The organism is Blautia massiliensis (ex Liu et al. 2021) (assembly GCF_052064225.1).
GTDB classification, from domain to species: Bacteria; Bacillota; Clostridia; order Lachnospirales; family Lachnospiraceae; genus Blautia_A; species Blautia_A fusiformis.
Genome location: NZ_JBQHWA010000021.1, coordinates 40,855 through 66,345, shown reverse-complemented (window position 1 = coordinate 66,345; position 25,491 = coordinate 40,855). Strand labels below are relative to the sequence as shown.

Genomic DNA, 25,491 nt, shown 5'->3' with positions numbered 1-25,491 from the left:
AAGCGCCAGAGATACTACGAATCTCTGGGACTGGCTGCATAGGCAGTGATATCTTTGAGATAAATGTGTCAACCAATATTGACAATATCACGACCAACATTCAGGGTCTGCCCGTAAAGGGTCGAAAAAAGTCGAGTAGCGTTAATACCAACAATCCAGTCGGCTCGTTCTCGACACAGTGCTGCTTCATACAAAGCATCATATTCCGTTCCAGACCTGAGATTTTCAAAGCCCTCCTTGATTGCTACATCTTCCATCGAGGAAATCCAAAGCCGCTCAAACGGCTTTCTGCACCCGGCTTTGTGGTACACCAACCGAAAGATCAGCTCGCCCTCACGACCGGCATCTGTTGCACACACAAGACTCGCAACATCTTCTCTGGCCATGAGCTTTTTCAGAATCCCAAACTGTTTTTTCGTACCGGCAGAAACCTCATACTGCCAGTCCATCGGGAAGATAGGAAGGTCTGCATAAGCCCATTTGCTGTACTTCGCATCATAGACTTCCGGCTGTGCCAGCTCCACCAAATGCCCTACACACCAGCTGACCACATATCCGTTTCCCTCTAAGTAGCCATCCTCACGCTTGGCAGCACCTAACACTTTGGCAATACTCTGTGCAACCGAAGGCTTTTCAGCCAAAACTAATTTCATTTGCATCTGCTCCTTTCACAAAAAAATAAGCAGCCACACACCGTAGTGCATGACTGCTATGTAAAAAGTTCGGAAAGGATTTTTGCAACCTGATACAATTTTCTGTTCTACAATCTCCGTCATAATAAAAATATCTCCATCATTTCAAAAGAGAATGACGGAGATATTTCACCTTGCTTATTCTTGTAGCAACCAATCGGCTATATCGTGAATTTCGATTCCTTCATAGCTATATTGGGGATGTTTGGTTCTGGCAATAATCATTTTCGGATAAGCGTCTCGAATCTGAAGCAGAGGAGAGCATTCTCTCTCAAATGTTTCCTGCCCGGAAATGTTGTCGCTGACCTGAATATAAATCTTTTCGCTACCTCTCTGAGCAACAAAGTCGATTTCCTTTTGATAGAGCTTGCCGACATAGACATCATATCCACGGCGAAGAAGCTCGATACAAACAACGTTTTCATATACTCTGCCATAGTCTATATTTCTGCTTCCCAGTATTGCATATCGAATACCGCTGTCACACAAATAGAACTTTTCAGAGCTTTCAAGGTATTTCTTACCTCGGATGTCATATCTCTTAATATCATAAAATACAAAAGCATTGCACAAATACTTAATGTACTTGCCGACGGTTACATGATTGGTTGGAGTCTCATTTGCTGTCAGTAGCTGACTGACCTTATTCGGAGAAGTCAGGTTGCTGATATTATCCATAAGGAACTCGCTCAGACGTTGTAAAACCAAAGTGTCCGGGAGAGTATATTTCTGTACCAAATCCCTTGTAACAATCGTTTCGTAGACCTCTTTGATATAGTTTGTTCTGTCTTTTTCGGTTCTATAAGCATAGGAACCTGCTAAACCGCCCTTGATAGCGTACTCATCAAAGAGCTTATCTTTGTCACTAATATCATCATAATACTGGCAATATTCCTGGAAGCTGAAAGGAAACACATGAATTTCAATATAGCGTCCGGTAAACAGAGTTGCCAGATCTGCACTCAACAGGAAAGCATTAGAGCCTGTTACATAGATGTCGTATTTTCCCTTAGAGTACAGGCTATTGATTGCCAACTCAAACTTGGGACACATCTGAACCTCGTCTACAAACAGGTAGTTCGTTTTTCCTTCCTGATAATGTTCTTCCACATAGGCGTGTAAGGCATGGTATTCCTTGATTTCTTCATACGCCAAATCCATGAAGTCGATGAAGATAATATTGATGTTTTCAAAATTGCTTTTCAGATACGCAATATACGCCTGCATCAATTTGGACTTACCAGATCGACGAATGCCCGTGATGATCTTGATGTCAGGAGTACCATTCAGTTCAATGATTCTATCGAGATATTTTGCTCTCGTGATTGTTTTCATATAGTCACCCGCTTTCAAAAATTGAAGTTTTTTCATTTCTCGAAACCGCTTCGCTGTACTTATTATACTGTCTGCTAATAGTATATGCAAGATGTCACTTTCAAAAACGCAAATTTTTTTATTTTTTGAAAGCGGAAACTATGTAAAGGCAACCCGAAGGCTGCCCCAGGCATCAAGCCTATCCTGTTTACACAGGTTCATTATCATCTTCATCGACGGAGCTATCTTCATCGTCGTCCTCAAACTCCGGATCGTACCCATAGTCCTCGTCATCGTCCACATAATCAGCATCTGGGTCAGGCTTTGCCGCTTCCTGTGCCTTCTTCTTTTCCTGGACTTTCTTAAATACGAAGAATCCACCACCACAGGCAAGCACAATCAGAGTAAGAATCGCCGGGAGCATATTTGTGGATTTCGGCTTTTCCTCCGGTGTCGGTTCTGTAATTTCAGGAACTGTTTCAACTACTTCCGGCTTTGTTTCCTCAACCGGCTTGGTGAACTCTGCAACTTCTTCCTCGTCCATCAGCTTGAGCAGGTCGGCTTCATCCACCTGATTCAGAAAATGCACGGTTTCCTCGCCCTTATCATCACGGTCAATGATGATATAGAAGTAGTTTCCGTTTTTGGTTACAGCGGTAATGAACTGCTTTCCGCTTTTCGTAGGCGAGCCAGCGTCATCAACCAAAGTCAGATTGCCGTCGGGAGTAAGCGGTAGCATCGGCTCCTCCGGCTCTGTTTCGGGAACTTTTTCTTCGACCGCAGGTTCTTCAGTCGCTACGCTTTCATCTACATAGGCAAATGCCGTTGTAGAAAACACGCCAAAACACATTGCACACGCCAGCAATGCGGCTCCAATTTTCTTAAATCTCATTCTGCGTTTCCTCCTCATTCATAGTATTGATCGTATCAGGCTTCGGAGCCATATCCGCAGCAAACATACGGAGCAGCTCGGAAAGCTGTTCGGGATTCAGGTTCGCAGCATGAACCATCTCATGGATTTCGGAATTTTCCTCCTCACGGTATCTGCGTTCCAGGTCTTTCACCTTAGCATCCCATTCTGCCCGTTTCTTACGGGCTTTTTCAAGGTCTGCACCTATTCTGTCTAACTTGGCACTCAATCGCCATCCCTCCTTTAGTTTCTGATTCTGCCGAAGCAGTAAAAATGCTGTTGCCAGTAATTCGATTCGATAGAAGCGTAGGAAATGGGGTTTCCGCAGTGGATCATCATACCATTGCCAACATAGATACCAACGTGTGATGCACCGGAGGTATCATAAGTGCCTTGGAAGAAAATCAAATCTCCCGGTTTGGCAGAGCTTTTCGGGATAATGTCGCATACGCCCATCAAACCGTTTGCGGTCAAACGACCAACACTCCAACCGTTTCCGCAGTGATTGATTACATAGGAAACAAATCCGGAGCAGTCAAAGGAGGTAGACGGGCTGCTGCCGCCCCACACATACGGGTATCCCAGATATTTTTCAGCTTCCCGAATCATATTGGCAAATCTTGTGTCTGTCAGCGCTTCGCCCGGAATATCATAATCGGTGTACTCGCCGCCAGGGGTGGCGTAAATGTCATTTCCGAAAATATCCGGTCTGTTGCCCCTTGTCTGAAGCAAAATTCTATATCGCTCCATATCATCTTCCGACAAGCCGGAATTTGAAATCACACTGTTCAAGCCCTTATTTCTGAGCTTCACATTCAGAATATAATATTCGTAATCTTCTTCCTCTGTTGTTGTCTCTCCCGTTTCGGGATCAGTAGAAGATGTTGTTCGTGTACGAATCTCTACTACTTCCGTCAGGGTCAGCTCATATTGTTGCTCAAATAGCCATTGCAGGGTAGCCTGCACCTCATCTCTGGTGTAATCCTCAAACTTCACCGTCAAATACGCCGCCAGCTCATAAGGATTGTGGTTGATTTCATCAAGGTCATACCGGTACTCGTCATATCCGCTATGAGTACGCTCGATATTATTGATTTTATTGCGGAGCGCAGCTTCCAAAGCCTTGTAATCATTGTCCGCACCAATAATATCTTCCTCTTTTGCAGTAAAAGAAGTTCCCAGAATGATCTGTGTGCCGCCTTGGAACATAGCCGAACAAGACGAGAACATCCCTGAGAGTATCATAAAAAGCAGTCCGGCAATCAAAACAAACAGAATCGTTTTAGAGTGTGTGGTGCAGAACTCCGTTACTCTTTCTGTGATGTTCTTGGCTCCCTGAGCTGCTTTGCCCGTTGCCTTGCCTGCACCCTTAGATGCAGAAGCCGTTGTCGAAGCGGTATTCTTACCGGCTTTGGCGGCAGCATATTCTTTCTTGATTGCCCTTTTCTGTTGCCAACGGGAAAAGGGATTGGAACCGGCATCGGGGTTGTCCTTTTTGAACTTCTCATACAGGGCATTTACATTTGCTTTATCTGACTTCTCAACCAGCTTTTCCGCCTTGTCGTAGGCTTTCAGCTTGTGACTGTAAACGGCATGATCGACGGTATAGACAGTGGATTCAACAGCCTTGGTCGTTTCCTGCACAGCCTGAACGCCGATATTATCATCCTCATATTCTGACACCGCCCGATGTGCTTTGGATGTGAGCGTGACTGCGGCACCACGGCTTGCCATGTGCTTTGCCACAGATGGGCGCTCGATTTCCGTAAACTCCGCTTTTTCAAAACGGAGCTTTGCTTTACGGGAACCGGCTGCATCTGTTTCCAGCTTTAGCTTCGGCTTTGCCTTTTTAGAAGCCAATTTGTCTGCCGCTTTTTCAGCCCTATCAACCGCCTTATCTGCACGGTCGGCAGCTTTCTTCACATGAGAATCTGCAAGGTCATCTTCGGTAAAACGGAGTCGTGTAGGTCTTTTCGCCATACATTACGCCTCCTTTTCCTGTGCCACCTCGTTTAACTTCGTGGTCATAATGCGATACAGTTCCAGATCTGTCGGGAATCGGTCAATGAACGGCAGAATCACATTGCCATAGAACAGAAGTCCTTCGCCCTCACCGGAGTTGGTTACATAGGACAGCTGATGCGGCGAAATGTTCAACCGCTGTGCCAGAATACTTCGGTCATCGCTTGCCTGATTCAGCATATAGATGAAATCAGAGTTTTCGAGGATGTTGGCAATCTCCGGGGAACGAAGCAGGTCTTTGACATTCTGAGTAATACCGGTCGGCAAGCCGCCCCATTTACGGAATCGCTTCCAGATTTCTACGGAATAGGTTGCCGTCTGTTCTTCCTTCAGAAGCAGATGGAACTCGTCAATATAATATCTGGTCGATTTACCGGCAGAACGGTTGGCAGTTACACGCCCCCAGACCTGATCCTGAACGATCAGCATACCGATTTTTTTCAGCTGATTGCCCAGCTCCTTAATGTCGAAGCACACCAGACGATTCTGAATATCCACATTGGTTCTGTTGTTAAACAGTTTCAGAGAACCCTTAACATAGATTTCCAAGGCGGTCGCTACATGGTGGGCTTCCTTTTCGTCCTGTTTCAGAAGGGCATCATACAAATCCTCAAGGATCGGCATATTCTCAGGGGCAGGATTGTCGAAATATCTCTGGTAAATCTGATGCACACAACGGTCGATAACCGTCTTTTCGATAGGCTGCAAGCCATCCTTACTGCCCATAATCAACTCACAGAGGGACAGGATAAAATCAGCTTTCAGTGCTACCGGGTTGTCATCCTCAGAGTAGTTCAGGTTGATGTCCATAGGGTTGATATAGTTGGTACTGGAGGAGCTGATTTTTACCACCTGACCATTGAACTTGTGAACCAGAGCCGCATATTCCGCTTCGGGGTCGCAGATGATAATATCGTCATCCGTAACCAGGAACGCATTGGTGATTTCACGCTTTGCGGAAAAGGATTTACCGGAACCGGGAGTACCCAGAATCAGTCCGTTGGGGTTCTTGAGCTTCTTTCTGTCCACCATGATAAGGTTGTTCGACAGAGCATTCAGCCCGTAATAGAGCGTTTCTCCACCATTCTGGAACAGCTCCTGCGTGGTGAAAGGCACAAAAATAGCCGTGGAACTGGTAGTCAGGCCACGACGAATCTCAATCAGGTTTTGTGCCAAAGGCAGGCTGCTCATCAGTCCGGATTCCTGCTGAAAATCCAAACGACGCAGATTGCAGTTATGCTTCTGGGCGATGCTCTGTGCCTGGAACACATTGTTCTCCAGTTCCTGCTCGGTGCGCCCGGTGTTCAGCACCAGAAATGTCACCATGAACATTCGCTCATTCTGGCTCTGCAATTCTTTCAGAAGTGACTTCGCATCTTTACCATAGGTAGCAAGGTCAGATGGGATAATGTCCATGTCATAGCCAGAACGCACAGCCTTTTTCTGTTCCTCGATTTTGGAACGGTCAAGCTCGGTGATGATTCTCTTGATGGTCTTAATCGCCGCAGTCTGGTCAACCGACTGGATGTGCATGGTCACGATCTGCGTGGATTCCATATCCAGAAAATCCGCCAGCATACGATCAGACAGGTCTGATGCCGTAATTGCCAGATAAGACATCGAACCGAAGATACTGCCCATCTGGAAGGTGCGGTTGGTCTTAAAGGCAAACGCCGTCGGAGCAATGAAGTCCTTTACGGACAGCCCGGATTCCACAAGATACTTCCAATCGAAGAAGAACTTATCATTATCACCCATGCTTCAAAAGGGCGTTGCCGCACTCAATCACGATGCTGCCTTTCGGGTCAGTGACCACATAGGAACTGTGCATCTGGAGAAGGTTTGGCTTCAACCAAAAGCGAGTTTTACCGGAACCCGAACCGCCGATAATCAGAACATTCTTATTTCGGGCATTGGCAGGATTCTTCGGGCGATTGCTCATCATCAGCCGCTCCGTTTTCGTCAGGATCACATTGTCCTCGAACTTTGGTGCAATAAACGGCTCAATATCTTTTGCCGTTCCCCAACGAGCAGAACCGTACTCAACATTGTGTCGGTACTTCTTTGCGTTTTTGCCTTTTAGATAGACAGCCAGCCGAAGTCCTGCGCCGCAGAGAATACCAATCAGCAAATCCAACGGGTGAAAGCTGGGAAACGGATTGTTCAGGGCTATCGGAAGGGCATGAAAAAAGCTGAGGATTTTCGCAGATGAATCTGCCCCCTCAGCCAATCTCCATGCTTCTCCTAAATTCGTAGCGAACAACCCTACCAGAAAATACGGTAAATTCAGAATCAGGAGCTTTTTCATTTTTCTCTTATCCATCACAGATCACGCTCCTGTTTCTTCTCTCGAACCTTCTTCGGAATCGCTGCGACAATTTCCTTGAACTTCTTCAGCTGCGCCAGAACGCTCGGCTTTTCATTCTTGGTTAATGCCCTTGCCTGATGTTCCTTGCAGATTGCATCCAAAGCATCTGCATCTTTAGAACGGACAAAAACAAGAAACCGGGGAGGATCAACGGACTTATCTTTTCTTACGGCAAAGTCCACGCCATACTTCTTGGCGAGCTTTTCAAAATCACGGATACTCTCTTTGTCGATCTCAACATTCGTAGCACCCTGATTCTGTCCCAAAAGCTGTTTCACGGATTGCTTTCCATGAACGGCAGGGTCTCGTGCCTTTTTCATCTTCACTTTTTCCCGGTGCTGCAAATACTTGCGGATACCGGCAATGATAGTGCGCCCCGTCAGCTTGGTTGTGCTGATCGCCAGGTTTACTGTTCTGTTTTCAACTTCTTCCTGCATGATTCATCACCTCCTGCAAGCAGTAGAGTGAACAGATTATCGTGCCATATCTCTGTGGTCGTAATACAGATTGCCCTTGGCAACTGCGGCATGGCTGATAATCTTGATATTGCCAGCTTTCTGGTTATCCAGAGCCTTCTGATAACCCACATCGCTCAAATACAGGCGATTTCTTTCGCCTTTCCAACCGACAGGCGATTCATCGGTCAGCACATCGAAAATAATCATGTGCTTGGTGGCGTCATCAAATCGTGCCAAGTCCATATAGGTATGTCCCTGGTACTCCTTGGCACCATCCTGAATCCGCTTTCGCTCCATCAGCTCTCCAATCGTCGAATTTCTTTGCATAAGAACCTCCTTACAGAACATCTCGGTCAGGGTTACTTTTGTGGGGAACCGAATCAGCTTTGACAGGTGCATCTTCTTTCTTCACCATGTCATCCGGCAGGGGAAGCGCCATAATGCTGCGCCCCATGCGTACAAAAGTCTCAGGCTGATGAAAGTGTTCCTCAAACTGCTTCATCAGTTCCGGGGACAGAGAACAAAAATCATCCTCGCCCAATCCCACAACCAGAAAATCACCGGCGATAATGTCATAAATATCGCCGTCATCATCACGCAGCGCACGGTTCAGTTCTTTGCCTACGAGTTTACCTTCGTCGTGCATCACCAGTGCAACCGGCTCATTGAACGGATAAGTTGCCTCAATATCGCCACCTACGGCTTTCTGCAAATCCTCCAGCTCACAGCCGATCTGCACAGCCTGCGGATACATGAACGGCTTTACCAGCAACACATTCATGGTATCTGCCTGTTCTTTCTGAACCTCCCGTTCCTCGGTCGTGCCGAACGCAACACCGGTAAAGTTTTCGGAGTCCAGAATGTACTCCGAATTGTAATAAGCGGCTCTAACCTGTTCCTCTGCCGCATCGTGAGATTCTGCTTGCACCGTAACCGTTTTCTCCAAGGTTTCGGTGATCTTCACATCGTATTCTTTCAAGTTTCGATACCTCCGTTTCTTTGGAAATAAGAAAAGCGACCATCCATGAACCTGTTACAGTTCATAAATAGTCGCATCCACATCGGCTAAAAGCTCGAACAAGCAAATATCGTCCAGTTCGCAAATCAGGGAACCCATGTCGAAGAAAATATCGTCCTCGCATTCCACCGTAGTAACCACGCTGCGGTGTTCGTTAAGACAAATGGCTTCTTCCTTGTCCATCGTGATCGTAGACATACAGGACACCACATAGAATGTCATATCTTCTGCTAACCACAGCTCCTTGCTCTGAATCGTGCGAACTTTTTCATCGCCGCTCATATCTTCTACATAGGACAGAAGCCGCACGGCTCTGCTGTTCAGAAGTACCTTTCCCTGATAGTCGATACCCTCACCAGCAGAGGACAATACTCGATACTCGCTAATCATCTCGGCATTTTTCTGAAACGACTTTGCCAGAAGCGCAGGAGAAATATCATCGAACTCCTCACTGTAGTTTACGAGCATATCTACCATATAATCAGGATCGCAAAGGTCGTAGAGTTCTTCCAAAGCGCCCTGAATGTTTTTGGGTGTAAACATTTTTTACCTTACCTTTCCATTGATTTTTCTCTTTTTTTCTGCCATTGCTCCAAAAGCTGAATGATTTTATCCTCCATCTGCTTGTTGGTATAGGACTTCGGGAAGTATTTTCGCAACGAATCCGTTTTGAAGGTTACTCTGTCCAGCTCTCCCTTCTTGATTTCATTCATAATCTCGCACATCGCATCCAGCGTACACTCGCCCTCCTGTGCGAGCTTTTTAATTCGCTGTGCTTGCGAAAGGGAAGGAGCTGCTTGAGCATAATCCATTGCAGAAAGAAAATCCTTCTGTTCTTCACTTGCCAGATAGGAAAGCTCCACCGCAGGATTGAATTTGATCTGACCCGTATCTACCATATCCAGCAGTTCCGGAATCAGTTCGGTCAGACGGATATAACGGTGTACCTGATTTCTGCTTTCTCCTGCCTCCTGACCGACTATATCCATTGCCTGCAACTTCATCCCAACTTGGGATGAAGTTAAATCGGTGCGTTGACCTTGATGTTTAATCGCATCCAGCTTCATCTTATAAGCAAATGCTCTTTCACTCGGCAGGATACTCTCCCTCTGCAAATTCGCATCAACCATCAAAATAATGGCTGCATCATCGTCCAGGTCACGAACAATCGCAGGCATGGTTTCCTTACCCGCAAGCTCCGATGCCCGGTGCCGCCTGTGACCAGAAACGATTTCATAACCACCGTCGGGGTCAGGACGGACAATCGCAGGAGTGAGAACTCCGAAATCTCGGACGCTCTCTGCCGTTTTCATCATTTCTTCATCATCAACCACACGGAAGGGGTGTCCCTCAAAGGGGTGTAGCTCAGAAAGCGGAATTTCCTGCACACGCTCCTGCTGGGCTTCAGCTCTGGATTGATCGGTGGAGAAAATATCATCGTACCCCTTCAAGCTGATGTTTGCGCCTTTTTTCTGCATTGTTTAACACCTCCTTCGTCAGAATTTTATAGGCTTCGGCAACTTTGCCTTTGGGATCATGCTTGAAGATACTGGTTCCCTCTGCGCTGATTTCCTCTGCACGGACAGAGCGGGGAATGTCGGTCTTGTAAACCTTCAGCTTTCCGCCGTAGCTCTCCCGAATCAGATTGCTGATGTCTTTGGAGTAGTTGGTGCGGCTGTCCACCATCGTCAGAAGAATCCCTTCAATCCTCAGTTTCGGGTTGATTTGCCTCTTGACCTTGTTGATGGTTCCAAGCAGCTGTTCCAGACCCTTTGCAGGAAGGTATGCTGCCTGAACCGGTATCAGCACATTGTCGGCAGCTGCCAACGCATTGACGGTCAGCATACCCAAAGACGGCATACAGTCAAGAAGAATGTAATCATAATTCTGTTTGACTGTATCCAGGTATTGCCGGAGAATGGTTTCCCGGCTCATGGCATTGACCAGTGCTACCTCCATACCTGAGAGTTCGATGTTGGACGGCACCAAATCAACGCCCTCCGGATGATGAAGAATCCCTTCATCGGGAGTAATAGGGTTTTCCATCATAATCTTTCCCATCAGATCGGAAAGTGTCGGAGACAGATCATCCGGGCAGGGATTGCCCAAACTGACCGTCAGGGAAGCCTGGGGATCGGTGTCTACCAGAAGCACCTTTTTTCCTTCAAGAGCCAAGCCAACGCCCAGATTCTCGGTGGTGGTGGTCTTTCCAGTGCCTCCTTTCTGATTGACCACCGCAATGATGGTTGCTTTTTTCGACATTTATCGTCACTCTCCTTCCTCTCGCTTCATTTTCAATTTCTTAAATCCTCCTTCCAAATATCCGTGTGACATATCGTGCCGAACAAGAGCATCGTAGTAGGTGTCTATTGTCGTCGGCGCATTGTATATCGTAGTCAGCATATACTGACGGATATTTCTAATCTTTGTGGTGTTCTCCTTGAAGCAGTCCATAACATATCGAATGTGTTCGGCATTCAGTTTCATAAACCGACTGCGGACAATTTCTGCCGGACGCTCCTCTGCACCAATGCGAATCAACGGTCGCTTCGTGCAAACTGTTTCAACGATCAACTCCAGAATGTTATCCAGCATTTCGGAATCGTAAGGGTAATCCTTCTTCAACAAATCCATACTAAGCTGATCCGAGAAATAATCAAAGTATTCTTGATACCGGTCATTCTCGTCCATCATTCCACCATTTCCGGAAGGAAAGATAGAATCAGTATCACTAAATTCAGTATTTTTAATATCAGTATTATTACATTGTGATTTCGGAAGTTCTTGAGTTGTGATTTCCATTGTTCCAGAATTGTGATTTTCACAATTCAAGAGTTGTGAATCCACAGCAGAGATAAAGTTCTTCACATAGATCAGGTTGGGCTTTCCCAAACCCTGGCGCTTACGTTCAATCAATCCTGCTTTCTTCTCAAGTTCACTGAGCAGCTTGATAGCCTTTTGTTCAGCACAGTTCAGAGCCATCTTCGCTTCGTCGATTGTAAAAATGATATACACTCTACCGTTTTTATCTATCCAACCATTCTTGGCAGACAGGCTCATGCGGTCAAGCAAAATGCCATACAGCATCTTGGCATCGGCAGAAATATTCCAGAACCTCTCGTTCGTGAACAACACCTTCGGAACTCGATAGAATGTGAATAGATCGGATTGCTGACCGTAAAAATAATCAAAACTCACACGGCTTCACCACCTTCTTTCTGCGGAAAACTTTCTGTTGTCAGCGGAATGCTGCGGAAAGTCGTATCCGTCTTTTCGTAAGGACATCGGGCAAAATAGTAGAAGCGGTATTCCTGTTCATACACATCCATATCAACGAAGCCCCACTTCACGCATAACCTTCTTCGTACACCAACCAATGCACGGGTGATCTCGCCCATAGGGACAGCCATCACATTCCGACTTGGGTTTCGGCGGCAAAGAGATTAAGTAGTAGCAATTATTTCTACCCAGACGGCAGCCCTTTCTGCCATTCGTCCAGAAGTAGCAGTAATGACAGTCGCTCGGCTTGTCTGCGGTATAAACAGGCTTGCTCAAATAAAACACCTCCAATCTCTTGTATTTGCCCATGGGTTTGGGCATAAAAAAAGAGCGCCTATCCATCCCCAATGCGGGGCAAATAGACGCTCTATGTACATAACGATATTTAATTTTATCTGCTATAACTGCATGGTATTCAAAACATCCGCCTTTTTTGATTAGCTGGATTTTTGGCACGATTTTGGGGCTGATTAGCAGGAAGGGCATTTTCATTAGCAAGAACAGCCCGTTTTCTGCTAAAAATTAGCTGGCGATTTTGTCTTATAACAACCGTTCGATTCTGGAGGGGTTGTCAAAAATCAAATTTTGGAGTAGAATTTTATCTCATACAGTGAAAGAGCTTTTTCGTAGCTTTTTATATAAGAAAAGCCGAAAACCCTTGAAAACAAAGGCTTTCGGCGTTGTTCACTGGCGTCCATAAGAGGATTTGAACCTCCGACCCCACGCTTAGGAGAGCTCTGTGGTTCTGTTAATCCCTGTCAAGAACTGATATGTTTAGCCCTTTATTATCAAGGACTTTTTTCACTTTCAAATCAAATTCTGGTAATCTGAATATCCTTTCTGTTAAGTCCAGATAAGCCCTGAAAATTAGCAGATTCTTTGCAACTGCTAACATCCGGGGAAAGCTCTGTTGTTACTGACAGATATCATCTTCCGGCTACCATCCCCTTACAAGCGGGAATGATAAACAATATTCAATTGACCAGATTTCTATTATTACTATACACCGTTATTGAAAATTTGTCTATGGTGTTTCGACCACGACAGCCGATTTAAATACGAACATATCCAGTTGCCGGCCCGGCACCTACTTTTGCGATATATCCACTTTTAACCAGTTCCGTCAGGGTCCTTTCTACAGTTACCTTGCTTATATCCGGACATAACTCCATGATTTCTTTTTTGGTAATTTTTCCTACCTTATTATCAATCACTGCCTTTATACGATCCGGCTTTGAAAGGCTTCTGTTTTTCAGGTGCTCTACACGCCCCTCAAACTCACTGTATGCTTTCAGTATAATTCCCAGATAATATTTTACAAATGACTCATAACTGTTTTCATTTTCGTGCCATCCATTGGAACTTTCCTGTAATGCCTCATAATAAGTTTCTTTTGTCTTTTCAATCAGCATTTCAACACTGACATACTTTCCGACAATATAGCCGGCTTTATAAAACAAAAGAAGTGTTAACAGGCGGCTCATTCGCCCATTTCCATCATTAAATGGATGGATACACAGAAAGTCAAGAATAAACATAGGGATAAGAATCAACTTATCTATTCGATCTGCTTCCCATGCTTCCAGAAAATTTGTACAAAGTTCATTCATAGCTTCTGGAGTCTGAAATGCCGGCACCGGGATAAAACGCGCTTTCTGATGACCTTCTGCATCTGTTTCTGCAATTACATTATCCGAATTTTTATAATTTCCACCAGCATTTCCTCCGGAATATGAGTATAAATCCCGATGCAATTGTAAAATAATATTGGGTCTCAGATTAATATACTCATAACTTTCATGGATAGTGGCAAGAACTTCCCGGTATCCGGATATTTCCTGTTCAGACCGGTTACGCGGTTCGGCTTTCTGTCTTACTAATTCTTCCAAACGTTTGTCGGTAGTATAAATACCTTCAATCCTGTTAGAAGCCCCTGTACTTTGAATCAAAGCAACTTCCAGCAGAGTTTTCAATTCGTCTATATTGGCTTCAAGGAACAATTCCTGCTTACCTTTATGCTCATGAATGCTTCCGACCATCTGAACAATTTCAGGTTTTAGCAATTGCTCCGGAGTTTTTATATAATCAAAACTTCTCATCGAAATCTCCTTCATTTTAATATTATCTCCATCATTTTACCATCAAATGACGGTGATATCAATTAGCATGATGGAGATATATTTTTAACATTCCTTTTAACGAAACCCATTTTTTCACTAAAATTACACTATTTTTTCACTATTTTTCACTTCATTGTCTTCGCCAGTGACGTAAGAAGTGCTGCCATCTCAGGATTATTAAGGACCTTTGCAAGCAGTTCTGCATCCACACCTTCCGGAACCGCTACCGTGTTTTGTGCTGTATTCGGATGCATCTGCGGATCCAGATTTTTCTTCTCATAAAAAGCCTCTTCAAATAATTCTGCATTTTTCTTCCGGTCATCATCCAGGATATGGGAATATACATCCGTAACCATGCTGACCTGGGCATGTCCGGAATCTCCCTGAACTGCCTTAATATCTCCACCATTCAGTTTCAACTTATAGGTAACACTGCTATGTCTGAGACTGTGGAAAACAACCGGTGGGAGATCATAGTCCTTAATCAACTGATTCAATGGCTTCCGGATCGCGCCATCCCCCAAAGGAAGACCAAACGTACTTGCCATGACCAGGTTATAGTCCATGTATTCATCTCCAAGAACTTCCTTTGTCTCATTCTGTTTTTCTTTCCATTCGATCAGCATCTTTGCGACAGACTTTGGAAGGAAAACCTTTCGGACACTGCTGTCTGTCTTCGGTGTTTTCAAAACACGGACTGTTTTATTGGTCTTGCTTTTTTCCGGAAATATTAGCAGCACATCTTTTGCATCCAGCTCTTTTAAAGCGGATTTGCTCACTCGCTGGGATTCCTTATTGATAAACAGATATGCCCGGTTTTCCTCAATTGCTTCCTCCGAGATGTCCACACAATCCCAGGTAAGCCCCAGAAGCTCACTGATCCGGAGAGAGCAGGAGAAGGAAAGGTTCATTGCCAGCTTTAGCCGATCATCCTCACATACTTCCAGTGCGTACATCAGAGTTTCGGCAGTCCAGATCTCCCGTTTCTTTGTTTTATGTTTTGGTACGGTCGCATAGATACAAGGATTCTTCTCCATCAGTTCCCATTTGACAGCCTGTTTAAAACAGCTTCGGAGGAGTTTATGGATATCTCTGATGGTACTGGTAGATACATATTCATTCTTTCTTTTCCCAATTATAGGATTAACCACAGCCGGAGCTTTCAACAATCTCTGATAATATTTTTCAATAAAACGGGTATTGATCTCCGACAGTTTTTCATCCCCGATGATCGGAAGAATATAATTATTTATGAGAGAAACATTTCCATCATACGTAGATAATGCCCAGTTGTCTTTTCCATACAGGGCAACGTATTCTGCCAGAAGATCCTTCATGGTTTTACACTGCGGGATTATCATGGATCCCATTTCTTCTTTATATTCAATTTCTTTCTTGCGTTTCTTTGCCTCTGCCCTTGTAGCATAAGTTTCCCATTTCTGCTTCCGTTTCCCGTCTGCATCAGTATAGGAATAGATCACATTAAATTTTCCATTTCGTTCTCTGATCGATGCCATAATTTAACAACTCCTTTCTGTATTTCTCTTTTCCAGCCACGCTTCAAATTCTTTTCGTTTGATCCGAACATGATTCCTTATTTTTACAACCGGAAAATATCCTTTTGTGTACCAGACATTTATCATGGACCGGCTGACCTTTGCCATAAAGGCTGCTTCATCTATAGTAAGATACTGCAGATTGCCATTCCTTCCTCGTTCCCCGGTCTGTGCCAGTTTCTTTCTCCGATAATTCGCCAGTGCCACATTTTCTTCCATTGCCAGTTCTTCATAATCGTTCGCCGGATCCAGATGATATTCATCCTGCCCGTCCAGAAACTTCTGAAAGCTTTCCTTCGTGATTCTTTTTCGATCAGCGATCGTGACGAACTCAAAGAAATGCTGATACTTTTGACTATTCAGGATGCCATATACCTGATTTCTGGTGATTCCCAGCTGTCTGCCCATTTCCGGCATAGTGAGAGTTGCGGCCTCCATTTCCGCATCCCTCTTTTTATCTTCCTTCGTGCGGTATCTGGACTGTCCGTCATACCATTTCTGAAATGCAGCTTTTGGTACTCGTTTCCAGTAGTCCACAATCACGACTTCGATATTATTCCGCTTGATCAGGTCATAAACGACACCATCCGTAAGCTCCAGCATTTTTGCAACTTCCGGAACAGAATAAGACCATTCTTTCAATTCCTTTCCCGGTTCTTCTCCAGTGACTTTATGATATTTAATCTGATTCGCATACCACTTTTCAAAACTCTCAATATTGACCCGCATCTTCCCGGCAATCTCTTTGGTCTCAAAAAAGTTTTTATGTACCAGCCAATACCGATCTGTCTTTTTAAGCCCCAGGAGCTCGCCCATCTCAGAAACACTCATCCATTTCTTTTTCGCAGAAGACAGTCTCTTGTATGGGCTGTTTGCTTCCACTTCCTTTATCAGTTCTTCGTATTCCCCGGTATTCATTTTTTCCTTCTCATCCATGAAGCTTTCCTCCTTCTTCCCATACCATACCGCACTTTTTCAAAAAAATTTAGGATGTCGATTTTTCATCCAGATAGGAGATTAGTTGGAAGATTCCGGCAGCTTATCCAGCCAGTCATCAAAGCTCTTTTTGGAAATACGGTACTTTCCGCCATCCAGCTGGATCCACCGGAACTCATTTTTCTTCAGAAGGTTATATATTGTCGGTCTGCTGACTCCAAGAATTTCCTGTAACTCTTTTACTGTATAACATCTTTTCTCTGACATATGTCATTACCTCACATTTCATTATTTTGGAGGCGGCATATAAATGTCCCTCTATAATATCCAAAGTTTCAGAGGGACTTATACAACATGTTTCAGTAAAAAAATGTCAAGATGAGAAAAATTGGCAAAAAGAAACCTCCGTATGAAACAAAATCATACGATGCAAAAAGATTTATTATGTCATTTCTGAACATTAAAAGTATATTTGGAGAAATACACAAATTGGAATAGTTATTGTCGCAAAATAATCGAAGATTTTAACATCTCTTCAGTGATAATATAAACATTAATTTGTTCCTATAAAATCAGCAAACCACCAGTAGCCCTGCACTTTCTACTGGTGGTTCTTTTAATACGATGAATTATTTCTGTGTCTTTTTGAATACAATATTTTTCTTTCCTGTTCTACGAATCAATTCATCTTCTGTAATAACTTTTACCAAATTAATAATTTGTTTCCCAAGTGCCTCTTGATCATGGTAAAAAATAGTAGTCTTTACATTCTCAGCTGTAATTAATGTCGCTAAGATATCTTTGTCTGTAGCATCAAGAGAATGACCATAAATATAGATATTAGTTTCATCTGGGCAATATCTTTCTGCTGGCCTTGGTTTTATTTTTTCTAGCCAATCAACATAATCACATCCAGTAGCTTTATAAATTCTCTGGAAGAATTTCTTGAACTGAATATACTCATTATCGTTTTCTTTCACAGCTCCATCCAAGTATTCATCAATGCCAATTACCATACTACAAGTATCTTTGTCATGGCTAATCTCTGCTTTCCCATGAATGAAGTCACATTCAACTGTTTTAGGATCTGTTACATAATTTGCTCTGTATGTATCTGTATAGTTAAAACTTACAACGGCATGAATATCAAGTCCATCAAGATCAGGGAGTTTCCCCTTAATAGAAATTTTTTCTACATAGTCACAAAGATAAATTTCTAAGCATCTTGTCAGCCTATTTAAGTCATCTAGCATTTGTGCTTTTCGTTTTTTTAATGGTTCCATGCTCGTAAAGAATGAAGCTTGTCCAAAGAAAGGAGATAACACATTCTGTTCATGTGTAGTTAATTTTTCTCCTTTTCCACTCTGCTGTATGCCTTTTATTGTTTTAATTCTAACAACATCAAGAACTTGAATAATCTTTGCTATTTCTCCCTCAAAATCAATCCAGCCTTGTGCTATGTTAATTTTTTTAAAATGTTCAATTAGGTTATTATCCGTAATGAGCATACTTATCTCATCAACAAGCTTCTGAATATCTGTATCTGCAGAAGCTCTAGTGAAAAGGTCGTTAATATAAGAAATAAGCTGGGTTTCTTTTTCTTCATCCCATTTCTTTTCGTATTTTTTAGGTATTATTTTCCCTGTCTGATTATACTCAACAAATGCATCTGTAAATCTCAGAAAGTCTTTATAGCCTGTTGGTAATCCATGTGCCAAATCAAAACCATTACCAAGTACAAGTATGTTCATAATTTGAATTCCTCCTTAGAAATAGTACTATTCATCAAAATTGCTTATTTTTCCATATGCTGTCATGGAATACTTTAAAGCCTGATATATCTCAGGGTTAAGTTTATACATATGCGTGCTAACTCTTGTGAAAACTTCTTTTTTACCTGTTTCGATGTTTGTATCAATATAATCTTCTGTTGTATGTTTTTCTATGGAAATAACCCAGTTGGAATTATACAGACTATCATAAGAAAAATAACGTCCATACTTTGCAACAGGCTTGTTATCTGTTTCAAGGAATTTCTTGATATCAGCTCTATCACTTTCAGAAAAAGCATCTACAGCATTCCAAAGAGCTTGCATAGCCTCTTTTTCTTCTTTCTTAATTGTGGCTTCTTTATGAGAATTCCAGAATCTTTTCTTTCTGAATTCACTCCACACATATCTTAAAAGGGCAAAAATAAGGGTATATAATACTACAAGTATTGCACACGCCCAGTAAATCTTATTATCTGGGAATGGAACCATTTCCACATATTTATCTGGAGCTATTACTAACGTCACAATGCTTAATATAAATGCTCCAAGCACAGGATATCCAAACTTATCTATTACTTTCCATACAAAATCAAAGAACTCTTTTTTCATGTAATCACTCCTTTTCTTTCGTACAAGTCCATATTATCAAACAATAATAGTTGCATCTTCTATTACAACTGAATGTAATTCTATACGTAGAAATTTTTGATGTGATATTGCGATATCTGTCATAATATCATCGCTTGATTCTTCTTTCAAAAGATCAAAAAACTCCTTAGTTGTTTCAGGAAAAAGTATATCCCCCTCATCACTAAAATTCTCATCAGGTATCAATAGAATATTAACCTTTTTAATATCATCAATGTATTCGATAGGTACAAGTCTTTATTATATGTTTTTTCAAATGTTATATTAGTATCAATAATTTCTAATTTTATTTCATCAATCTCATGTCATATAAATTCTCACCGCGTCTTTTGATCATTACTCCTTATATTTTAATAATTTTCTTCTATATTATAATCCCTTCCAAATGATCCAGCTCATGCTGACAAATTTGTGCCGGCCAGCCACTAAGTTTCTGTCGCTGTTTTTTCCAATTCATATCATAATATTCTACTTCGATATTTTTATATCGTGTGGTTTTTCTTACACCGGAAAGAGACAGGCATCCTTCCTCTGCTTCATACGGAGTATCCTTGCTCAACAGGACTGGATTAAACATCACAACATCTACGAATCCCATATTTACAATGATCACTCTCTTTTTCACACCGATCATATTTGCAGCCATGCCTACACAACCGGCACGATTTGCCTGTAAGGTGTCCTGTAGATCTTTTCCCACCTGCAGATCTGCCTTTGTAGAAGGTTCTGACTTTTGTCCCAGAAAGAACACATCTTTCATTATTGGCTTTACCATCTATCATTCCTCCGTATCAAATCATTTCACATTCTGATTATATCAACAAAATCACATTTCTACCATAGCGAGGTTTTTTCATTTCCATGTTGTATAGGGGGCTCTCTTTTCCCATATAAGTGAGAGGTTCTTTTTCTAAGAGCAAGATCCACCCCGGTAATACCAAAATCCATTTTGGGGATTAGGTATTCCTTTCGGGGATGTATTCTTGATGGGGATTTCGTTTCCCCATGCCCTCGATTTAGACATCCTTGATGTCAATTGGCTTCCACAAAAGTGGTCGCAACACAAATTATATCAGAAGGGACAGCTGATTTAATTTCGTGAATCCACGATGTGGAATCATTGCATTTTTTCAGGAAAGGAGGAGTATGCCGCGTAAGAAAAAGTCAGAAAATCTCCGTCATAAAAATGTAATCACATTGAAATTGACGGACGCCGAGCTGGAACTATTAGATCATTCAGCAAAAATATTAGGCTTATCGCGCTCAGAATTTCTGCGAAAATCTTTTTTAGAAAAAGATATTCAGCTCCGCTATGAGATTGTAGCTGACATGGATGAACTTCGAAAGCTGGTCAGTGAATACGGAAAAATCGGATCGAATCTTAATCAGATAGCAAGGTATTTTAACACTAGCGGAGAATGGTCTGAGGAAATAAAGGATGAGATCCGGCAGTGTATTTCCGAGTTGTTCTCTTTAAGAAAAGAAGTATTACGAATGGCAGGTGAATTACATGGCCATAATCAAACACATTAAAAGCAGAAATTCAAACTATTCTGATGCCCTGGAATATCTGCTTTTTCAACACAATGAAAAAACAGGAAAACCGGTTCTGGATGATTCCGGCAGAAAGGTCCTGAGGGAAGAATTTTATATGGACGGACTGAACTGTGATCCGATGTCATTCGACAAAGAGTGCGAGAGGACTAACCAGTTTTTTCACAAAAATCAAAAAAGAGGAGATATCAAAAGCCACCATTACATCATCAGTTTTGATCCGGCAGATGCAACAGAATATGGACTTACCGGAGAAAAGGCGCAGGCTCTGTGTCTGGAATATACCCGAAAAAACTTTCCCGGCTATCAGGCACTGGTAGTCACTCATACGGACGGACACAATGGATCAGGTAACATTCATACCCATATCGTCATTAACAGTGTCCGCAAATATGCAGTTGAACGACAGGACTACATGGACAAGCCCCATGAGCAGGAAGCCGGATATAAACACCGCTCCACAAACAAATTACTGGATCATCTGAAACAGGAAGTCATGGATATGTGCAACCGGGAAGGACTACATCAAGTTGACCTTCTTTCTCCTGCTCCCGCAAAAATAACTAAAGAAGAATACTGGGCAAAGGCGCATGGGCAGGATGAACTGGATAAAGTGAATGAGGAAATCCGTGCTGCCGGACTTAAACCGGCTTCCACCGTATTCCAGACACAGAAACAGTTTCTGCGGGATGCGATTGATGAATGTTCTCAACTGTCCGGAAGTTTTGATGAATTCCAGTCGCTGCTTTTGGACAGGTACAATATTTCTGTCATCGAGAAAAGAGGAAGCTATCGTTATCTTCATCCGGACCGAAACAAACGAATCTCTGCAGAATCTCTGGGTGCCAACTATGGAAAAGACTTTCTGGAACAGGTATTTCAGAATCATGAAAACAGGAAAGATCTTTCTCACGAAAGGACACACAAATCGGAGAGTGCTTCAAAAGCCGATTATCATACAGATCCATTTGTCATCTTTTACATAAAATCAGAGCTCCGTCTCGTGACGGATCTCCAGAAAAATGTAAAGGCTATGCAGAATCAGGCTTATGCCCGGAAGGTAAAAATCGGCAATCTCCAACAAATGGCAAATACCCTGATTTATATTCAGGATCATGGTTATGACACCAGAGAGGATCTGGAAAAGCAGGCCTCAGATATTCAGGAAAAAATGGAAGATGCTCAGGATCAGCTTTCTGATCTCACTTCCAAAATGAAAACTCTGAACTCACAGATTCACTACACCGGTCAGTATTTTGCTTCCAAATCAGTGTATGCAGAATTTCTAAAATCACGAAATAAAAAGAAATTCCGGCAAGAACATTCTTCAGAAATCAGATCCTATGAGGAAGCCCGCGACTGGTTAAAAGCATTCTATCCGGACGGAAAGATGTTGTCAATGAAGACACTGAAATCTCAGAAATCAGAATTACAAGAATCTATTGATGCCCAGAAATCGGCTGTAAAACAATTCCGGGATTATCACAAAGAACTGGAAATCGCCAGCGTAAATGTAGATGCCATTCTCGGTATGAAAGAACCATTGGTTCACAATTCTTATGAACAACCGACACAAACAGAAAAATCAAAAACTAATACACAACACAAAAAGAAGGAGGACAAGACATTATGACACAAACAGAATTTCATTTGATCTTTGAACAGCAGGTGAAACGTTGTGAAGAAACCCTGTTGAGCAAAGCAAAAGAATATACCGGAAACAGCCCGGACAGGCTCAGCGCATTTAAAACATCTGCAGCCTTACAGGAATGTACACCCGAAAGGGCTCTTGCCGGAATGATGGCAAAACATATCATCTCAATTTATGATATGTGCTTTTCAGAACAGGCATCTTATGATCAGAGCATTTGGAATGAGAAAATTACAGATACTTTGAATTATCTGTTCCTGCTCAATGCATTGGTCAGAGAGGAGGGCGACCATGAATAGAATTGAAACAAAAATCCTGAACTGCTTTGCAGTAAAAGAAGCAGAAAAGAATATGGTTTTTGCCGCAAGACTGACCCAGAGAGGGCATATCATCCATTCCATGAATGACCTGATGGATCTATATAATCAAGCCTTTACGGATGAAACTTTGACAAATCTGGGAGATCTTCCACACCCAGCCATTCAGAAATTCACAGTAATTACTCTGGCTGTTGTAGGTGCAAGCAGAAGATTTCTCTCCCAAATCACACGTCATCAGAATGAAGTGAAATTCATGAGTGCTTCACTGCAGTACAACAACTATTCCGGAGAAGCTGATTTCGCGATTCCATACGAGATTATTTCTGCATCTCCGGAGATACAGGCACTTTATCTTGAAAGCTGTAAGGAAGACATGGACTGTTATGAGCGCCTGTGCAAAGCTGGTATCAGTCATGATGCTGCCGGTTATGCAACTCCACAAGGCCTTCGTAATGTACTGATTATCAGTGCAACACCTTATCAGTGGAAGCATATGATCGGTCAGCGTTGCTGCCGCAGAAATACCGATGAGATGCGGATCGTAATGCTCATGATCTGGCAGAATCTGTATGAATTAAGTCCGCCACTTTTTATTCCGAAACAGACCGGACCATTCTGTCAGAGAGCAAAATGTCTGGAAGGATAAATGAGCTGCAGGCATCCCATTGATCAGATCCTGCTGCCCGAAGATATTCTTCATCTGGATTATCCTTTACTTTTTAGAGGTGATGCAGTATGAAAATAAAACTCATTGATTTCGGGCTGACTTCCGGACACAATCCTCTCCGCGTCCATGAAAACGATGCCGGTTCCGATGTATATATGCCCTATGACTGTACGCTTCAGCCAGGGGAAATTGTCAAAGTTCCTTTGGGATTCGGATTGATCCTTCCAGATGGATATGCCGGATTTGTATTTCCCAGAAGCAGTATGGCAGAGAAAGGATTGACTTGCGAACTACCACCGGTTGACTCCGGATACCGCGGAGAGATCCATGCCATCATCAGCAATGTCAGCAATAAAGCTCAGACCATATCAAAGGATACGAGAGTAGGACAACTGGTGATCACGCCCATCATCATTGCGGATTTTGTATTTGATCTGGGAAAAGAGAGAGGCACGGATGCCCTTGGAAGTTCCGGAAAATAATTGTAACTTTAAAAACTGAGGTGTTAGACCGGCACCTCAACACATATAAAATACGAGGATATGACTATGATTACATTTGGAGAAAAATTACGATATTTAAGACGCAAAAACAATCTTACCCAGAAAGAACTTGGCATGGCTGTTGGATTTCCTGAAAATACCGCTGATGTCCGGATTGCTCAGTACGAAACCAATGCACGTATGCCACGAGAGGAATTATTAAAAAAGTTGGCACAGGTACTTGGAGTACAGAAAGAAATTCTCACTGTTCCGGTGCTCACAAAACCAAAAGAATTCTCTGCAGCATTCTTCTGGATGAATGAAATGGGAGAGAGAAGATTTTATTTATAATAATAAGATGGATTTACTTATACCTCATTTAAACAAATCCATTGCAAATTTTGCTCGACCGGTGTGAACATTTCGTTTGAAACGGTGTGATTGATTATTTCGGCTCTCCGGTCCACCCAGGTCGCATTTCAGCACAGTTAGACCGCACGTCAGTCCATTGATATGATCCGCGTTTCGGCACATGCTGACCGAAGTTCAGCTCATCCGTTGAAAAACCTGAAAGAAAAGGTCTATTAAAGAAGTATGCCAGAAGAATCAAAAGACATATGATAAATAAAAGACCGGCAGCCACAAACTGTCGGTCTCATTCATATTTTTGCTTTGATACAACCTTGCAAATAGTGGGCTAAGTTGTTGTTTTCCACTCCCAAGTTTGCCTCTGTCCTGCCTTTCTTCCCATTAGATACAACAAGAACAAAAACAAACATATTGGGATAATGATGTACTCAGTTACTGAGACTCTAGTTCACCAAACTAAGCGGTCTAATATGAATATTAATTTTCTTTGAATTCAATTCTTCATCAGATGGAATGATAATTCCATCTTTAAAGATCATCAGTTCGTTTGCCTTACGTTTAGTTGAAACGCTGTAGTTTAAATCATAAAGGCGAAGATTATAATTGTGATAGATTTCTTCAATTTGCGGTTCATAGTCATAAGTGATTATCCAATCACAGTTTACATGTTCGCGGATTTCTTGTTCAATACGAACATGATCCTTATAATTAAAGAAATTCATGTATAATTGCTGTCCTTTTCTAAAATATGGAGGATCAAAATAAATTAGTGCATTCTCTTCATACAGAGGAACATAATTTTTGATAAAACTATTTACGTCCTTATTGTACAATTTGATATCTTTTTTCCGAGCAGCAATTCTCTGTATACGTGTTACCAGTTCTTCTCGCTTGAAACGTACGTCCATTTTCCAATCTTTTGCCTGTTCCTGTCCCCCAATAACTCCACCCTTAATAATGCCGGAACGGTTGGTGCGGTTCAGATAAAAAGCAGCAAATCCTAATTCAAAGCTATATTTATCGTTTTGGGTAACAAGAATTTCGTGCTGTTTCTGCCATTCATCCACAGTAAGAGGAACCGTTCTGATTTCTTCAACAAAACGATCAGTCTCTGTGAGAATAGCTTTCCAGAAAGACCATACCGCTTTGTCATAATCGTTTATCACAATTCGGCTTACAACATTTCTTAAAAGCAATTCCATTGCAATTCCGGCTCCGCCGGCAAATGGTTCAATATATGTGCCGCCCTGATGCCCAAGCTGATCAATCATATACTCCATAAAAGAAGCTAATTTTCCTTTCCCTCCTGGATATCTTAATGGCGAATAATACATATACATCACCTCCTTTGCTTT

The 25,491-nt window shown here is 42.5% G+C and carries 27 protein-coding genes and 4 pseudogenes; 6 read left to right on the top strand and 25 right to left on the bottom strand.

All coding sequences use genetic code 11. From position 1 onward, the window contains the following. Positions 1-89: 89 nt before the first annotated feature. The 24 genes and pseudogenes from ACTNDQ_RS10080 to ACTNDQ_RS09965 form a co-directional block, all read right to left on the bottom strand. Positions 90-653: pseudogene (locus ACTNDQ_RS10080) on the bottom strand (toprim domain-containing protein); the annotation flags it as partial. A gap of 177 nt (positions 654-830) precedes the next feature. Continuing rightward, positions 831-2,063, bottom strand: coding sequence for an ATP-binding protein (locus tag ACTNDQ_RS10075; RefSeq protein WP_002304383.1), 1,233 nt, complete (start codon positions 2,061-2,063; stop codon positions 831-833). Between the two features lie 151 nt (positions 2,064-2,214). Then, the gene (locus tag ACTNDQ_RS10070; RefSeq protein ID WP_002578950.1) at positions 2,215-2,898 is read right to left on the bottom strand and encodes a DUF4366 domain-containing protein; all 684 of its coding nucleotides are present in this window, start codon (positions 2,896-2,898) and stop codon (positions 2,215-2,217) included. Then, on the bottom strand, positions 2,888-3,145 hold the full coding sequence (locus ACTNDQ_RS10065) for a DUF4315 family protein (RefSeq protein ID WP_002304378.1): 258 nt from the start codon (positions 3,143-3,145) through the stop codon (positions 2,888-2,890). Before ACTNDQ_RS10065 ends, ACTNDQ_RS10070 begins: the two co-directional genes overlap by 11 nt. A 14-nt stretch (positions 3,146-3,159) precedes the next feature. Next, entirely contained in the window at positions 3,160-4,896 is a 1,737-nt protein-coding gene (locus tag ACTNDQ_RS10060) for a C40 family peptidase (protein ID WP_002304377.1), read from the bottom strand. Positions 4,897-4,899: 3 nt separating this feature from the next. Continuing rightward, positions 4,900-6,696: pseudogene (locus tag ACTNDQ_RS10055) on the bottom strand (VirB4-like conjugal transfer ATPase, CD1110 family); the annotation flags it as partial. Further along, a pseudogene (locus ACTNDQ_RS10050) lies at positions 6,695-7,261 on the bottom strand (type IV secretory system conjugative DNA transfer family protein); the annotation flags it as partial. The pseudogenes ACTNDQ_RS10050 and ACTNDQ_RS10055, both read right to left, overlap by 2 nt. Next, positions 7,261-7,743 carry a PcfB family protein gene (locus ACTNDQ_RS10045; protein WP_002304320.1) on the bottom strand — a complete coding sequence of 161 codons (483 nt, stop codon included), beginning with the start codon at positions 7,741-7,743 and terminating at the stop codon, positions 7,261-7,263. The pseudogene ACTNDQ_RS10050 and the gene ACTNDQ_RS10045, both read right to left, overlap by 1 nt. Before the next feature lie 36 nt (positions 7,744-7,779). Then, a complete protein-coding gene (locus tag ACTNDQ_RS10040; RefSeq protein ID WP_002304317.1) occupies positions 7,780-8,091 on the bottom strand; it encodes a DUF5720 family protein in 312 nt (103 codons plus the stop codon). Between the two features lie 10 nt (positions 8,092-8,101). Continuing rightward, the gene (locus ACTNDQ_RS10035) at positions 8,102-8,743 is read right to left on the bottom strand and encodes a DUF3846 domain-containing protein (protein ID WP_002588969.1); all 642 of its coding nucleotides are present in this window, start codon (positions 8,741-8,743) and stop codon (positions 8,102-8,104) included. Positions 8,744-8,797: 54 nt separating this feature from the next. Next, the gene (locus tag ACTNDQ_RS10030; protein ID WP_243008861.1) at positions 8,798-9,259 is read right to left on the bottom strand and encodes a hypothetical protein; all 462 of its coding nucleotides are present in this window, start codon (positions 9,257-9,259) and stop codon (positions 8,798-8,800) included. A 74-nt stretch (positions 9,260-9,333) separates the two neighbouring features. Then, positions 9,334-10,260, bottom strand: a complete 927-nt coding sequence (locus tag ACTNDQ_RS10025; protein ID WP_002304314.1) for a ParB/RepB/Spo0J family partition protein — start codon at positions 10,258-10,260, stop codon at positions 9,334-9,336. Continuing rightward, a complete protein-coding gene (locus ACTNDQ_RS10020; RefSeq protein WP_002304313.1) occupies positions 10,217-11,044 on the bottom strand; it encodes a ParA family protein in 828 nt (275 codons plus the stop codon). Before ACTNDQ_RS10020 ends, ACTNDQ_RS10025 begins: the two co-directional genes overlap by 44 nt. A 6-nt stretch (positions 11,045-11,050) precedes the next feature. After that, positions 11,051-11,980, bottom strand: coding sequence for a DUF6017 domain-containing protein (locus ACTNDQ_RS10015; protein WP_002304312.1), 930 nt, complete (start codon positions 11,978-11,980; stop codon positions 11,051-11,053). Continuing rightward, positions 11,977-12,180: a hypothetical protein gene (locus tag ACTNDQ_RS10010; protein ID WP_223385014.1), complete on the bottom strand. Its 204-nt coding sequence runs from the start codon at positions 12,178-12,180 to the stop codon at positions 11,977-11,979. The genes ACTNDQ_RS10015 and ACTNDQ_RS10010 overlap by 4 nt, the downstream gene beginning before the upstream one ends. Before the next feature lie 629 nt (positions 12,181-12,809). Beyond that, complete coding sequence (locus ACTNDQ_RS10005; RefSeq protein ID WP_297935352.1) at positions 12,810-12,956, bottom strand: hypothetical protein; 147 nt, start codon at positions 12,954-12,956, stop codon at positions 12,810-12,812. A gap of 157 nt (positions 12,957-13,113) precedes the next feature. Continuing rightward, the gene (locus tag ACTNDQ_RS10000) at positions 13,114-14,175 is read right to left on the bottom strand and encodes a Fic family protein (protein WP_441064501.1); all 1,062 of its coding nucleotides are present in this window, start codon (positions 14,173-14,175) and stop codon (positions 13,114-13,116) included. A gap of 131 nt (positions 14,176-14,306) precedes the next feature. Next, positions 14,307-15,698 (bottom strand): tyrosine-type recombinase/integrase, encoded by a 1,392-nt coding sequence (locus ACTNDQ_RS09995; protein WP_441064499.1) that lies wholly within the window; start codon positions 15,696-15,698, stop codon positions 14,307-14,309. Positions 15,699-15,701: 3 nt separating this feature from the next. Further along, entirely contained in the window at positions 15,702-16,673 is a 972-nt protein-coding gene (locus ACTNDQ_RS09990) for a helix-turn-helix domain-containing protein (RefSeq protein ID WP_441064498.1), read from the bottom strand. 81 nt (positions 16,674-16,754) lie between these two features. Continuing rightward, positions 16,755-16,940, bottom strand: a complete 186-nt coding sequence (locus ACTNDQ_RS09985; protein WP_075671598.1) for a helix-turn-helix domain-containing protein — start codon at positions 16,938-16,940, stop codon at positions 16,755-16,757. Positions 16,941-17,302: 362 nt separating this feature from the next. Beyond that, on the bottom strand, positions 17,303-18,424 hold the full coding sequence (locus ACTNDQ_RS09980; protein ID WP_441064496.1) for an AbiH family protein: 1,122 nt from the start codon (positions 18,422-18,424) through the stop codon (positions 17,303-17,305). A gap of 27 nt (positions 18,425-18,451) precedes the next feature. Then, a complete protein-coding gene (locus tag ACTNDQ_RS09975) occupies positions 18,452-19,054 on the bottom strand; it encodes a hypothetical protein (protein ID WP_235396695.1) in 603 nt (200 codons plus the stop codon). 36 nt (positions 19,055-19,090) lie between these two features. Beyond that, complete coding sequence (locus tag ACTNDQ_RS09970) at positions 19,091-19,279, bottom strand: hypothetical protein (RefSeq protein WP_235417257.1); 189 nt, start codon at positions 19,277-19,279, stop codon at positions 19,091-19,093. A gap of 178 nt (positions 19,280-19,457) precedes the next feature. Then, entirely contained in the window at positions 19,458-19,868 is a 411-nt protein-coding gene (locus tag ACTNDQ_RS09965; RefSeq protein ID WP_235417255.1) for a peptide deformylase, read from the bottom strand. 371 nt (positions 19,869-20,239) lie between these two features. Here ACTNDQ_RS09965 and ACTNDQ_RS09960 point away from each other — a divergent pair, with 371 nt between their 5' ends. From ACTNDQ_RS09960 to ACTNDQ_RS09935, 6 genes and pseudogenes are all read left to right on the top strand, one after another. Continuing rightward, entirely contained in the window at positions 20,240-20,626 is a 387-nt protein-coding gene (locus ACTNDQ_RS09960) for a plasmid mobilization protein (RefSeq protein ID WP_235396691.1), read from the top strand. Further along, on the top strand, positions 20,604-22,280 hold the full coding sequence (locus ACTNDQ_RS09955; protein ID WP_441064495.1) for a relaxase/mobilization nuclease domain-containing protein: 1,677 nt from the start codon (positions 20,604-20,606) through the stop codon (positions 22,278-22,280). The genes ACTNDQ_RS09960 and ACTNDQ_RS09955 overlap by 23 nt, the downstream gene beginning before the upstream one ends. Continuing rightward, a complete protein-coding gene (locus ACTNDQ_RS09950; RefSeq protein WP_441064494.1) occupies positions 22,277-22,597 on the top strand; it encodes a hypothetical protein in 321 nt (106 codons plus the stop codon). Before ACTNDQ_RS09955 ends, ACTNDQ_RS09950 begins: the two co-directional genes overlap by 4 nt. Beyond that, positions 22,590-23,357 (top strand): annotated as a pseudogene (locus ACTNDQ_RS09945) (FAD-dependent thymidylate synthase). Before ACTNDQ_RS09950 ends, ACTNDQ_RS09945 begins: the two are co-directional and overlap by 8 nt. Continuing rightward, a complete protein-coding gene (locus ACTNDQ_RS09940) occupies positions 23,354-23,767 on the top strand; it encodes a dUTP diphosphatase (protein ID WP_441064491.1) in 414 nt (137 codons plus the stop codon). The pseudogene ACTNDQ_RS09945 and the gene ACTNDQ_RS09940 overlap by 4 nt, the downstream one beginning before the upstream one ends. A 66-nt stretch (positions 23,768-23,833) precedes the next feature. Next, positions 23,834-24,118, top strand: coding sequence for a helix-turn-helix domain-containing protein (locus ACTNDQ_RS09935; protein WP_441064489.1), 285 nt, complete (start codon positions 23,834-23,836; stop codon positions 24,116-24,118). A gap of 461 nt (positions 24,119-24,579) precedes the next feature. On the opposite strand, the gene ACTNDQ_RS09930 is transcribed toward ACTNDQ_RS09935, so the two are convergent. Continuing rightward, the gene (locus ACTNDQ_RS09930) at positions 24,580-25,470 is read right to left on the bottom strand and encodes a DNA adenine methylase (protein ID WP_441039433.1); all 891 of its coding nucleotides are present in this window, start codon (positions 25,468-25,470) and stop codon (positions 24,580-24,582) included. Positions 25,471-25,491 lie beyond the last annotated feature (21 nt).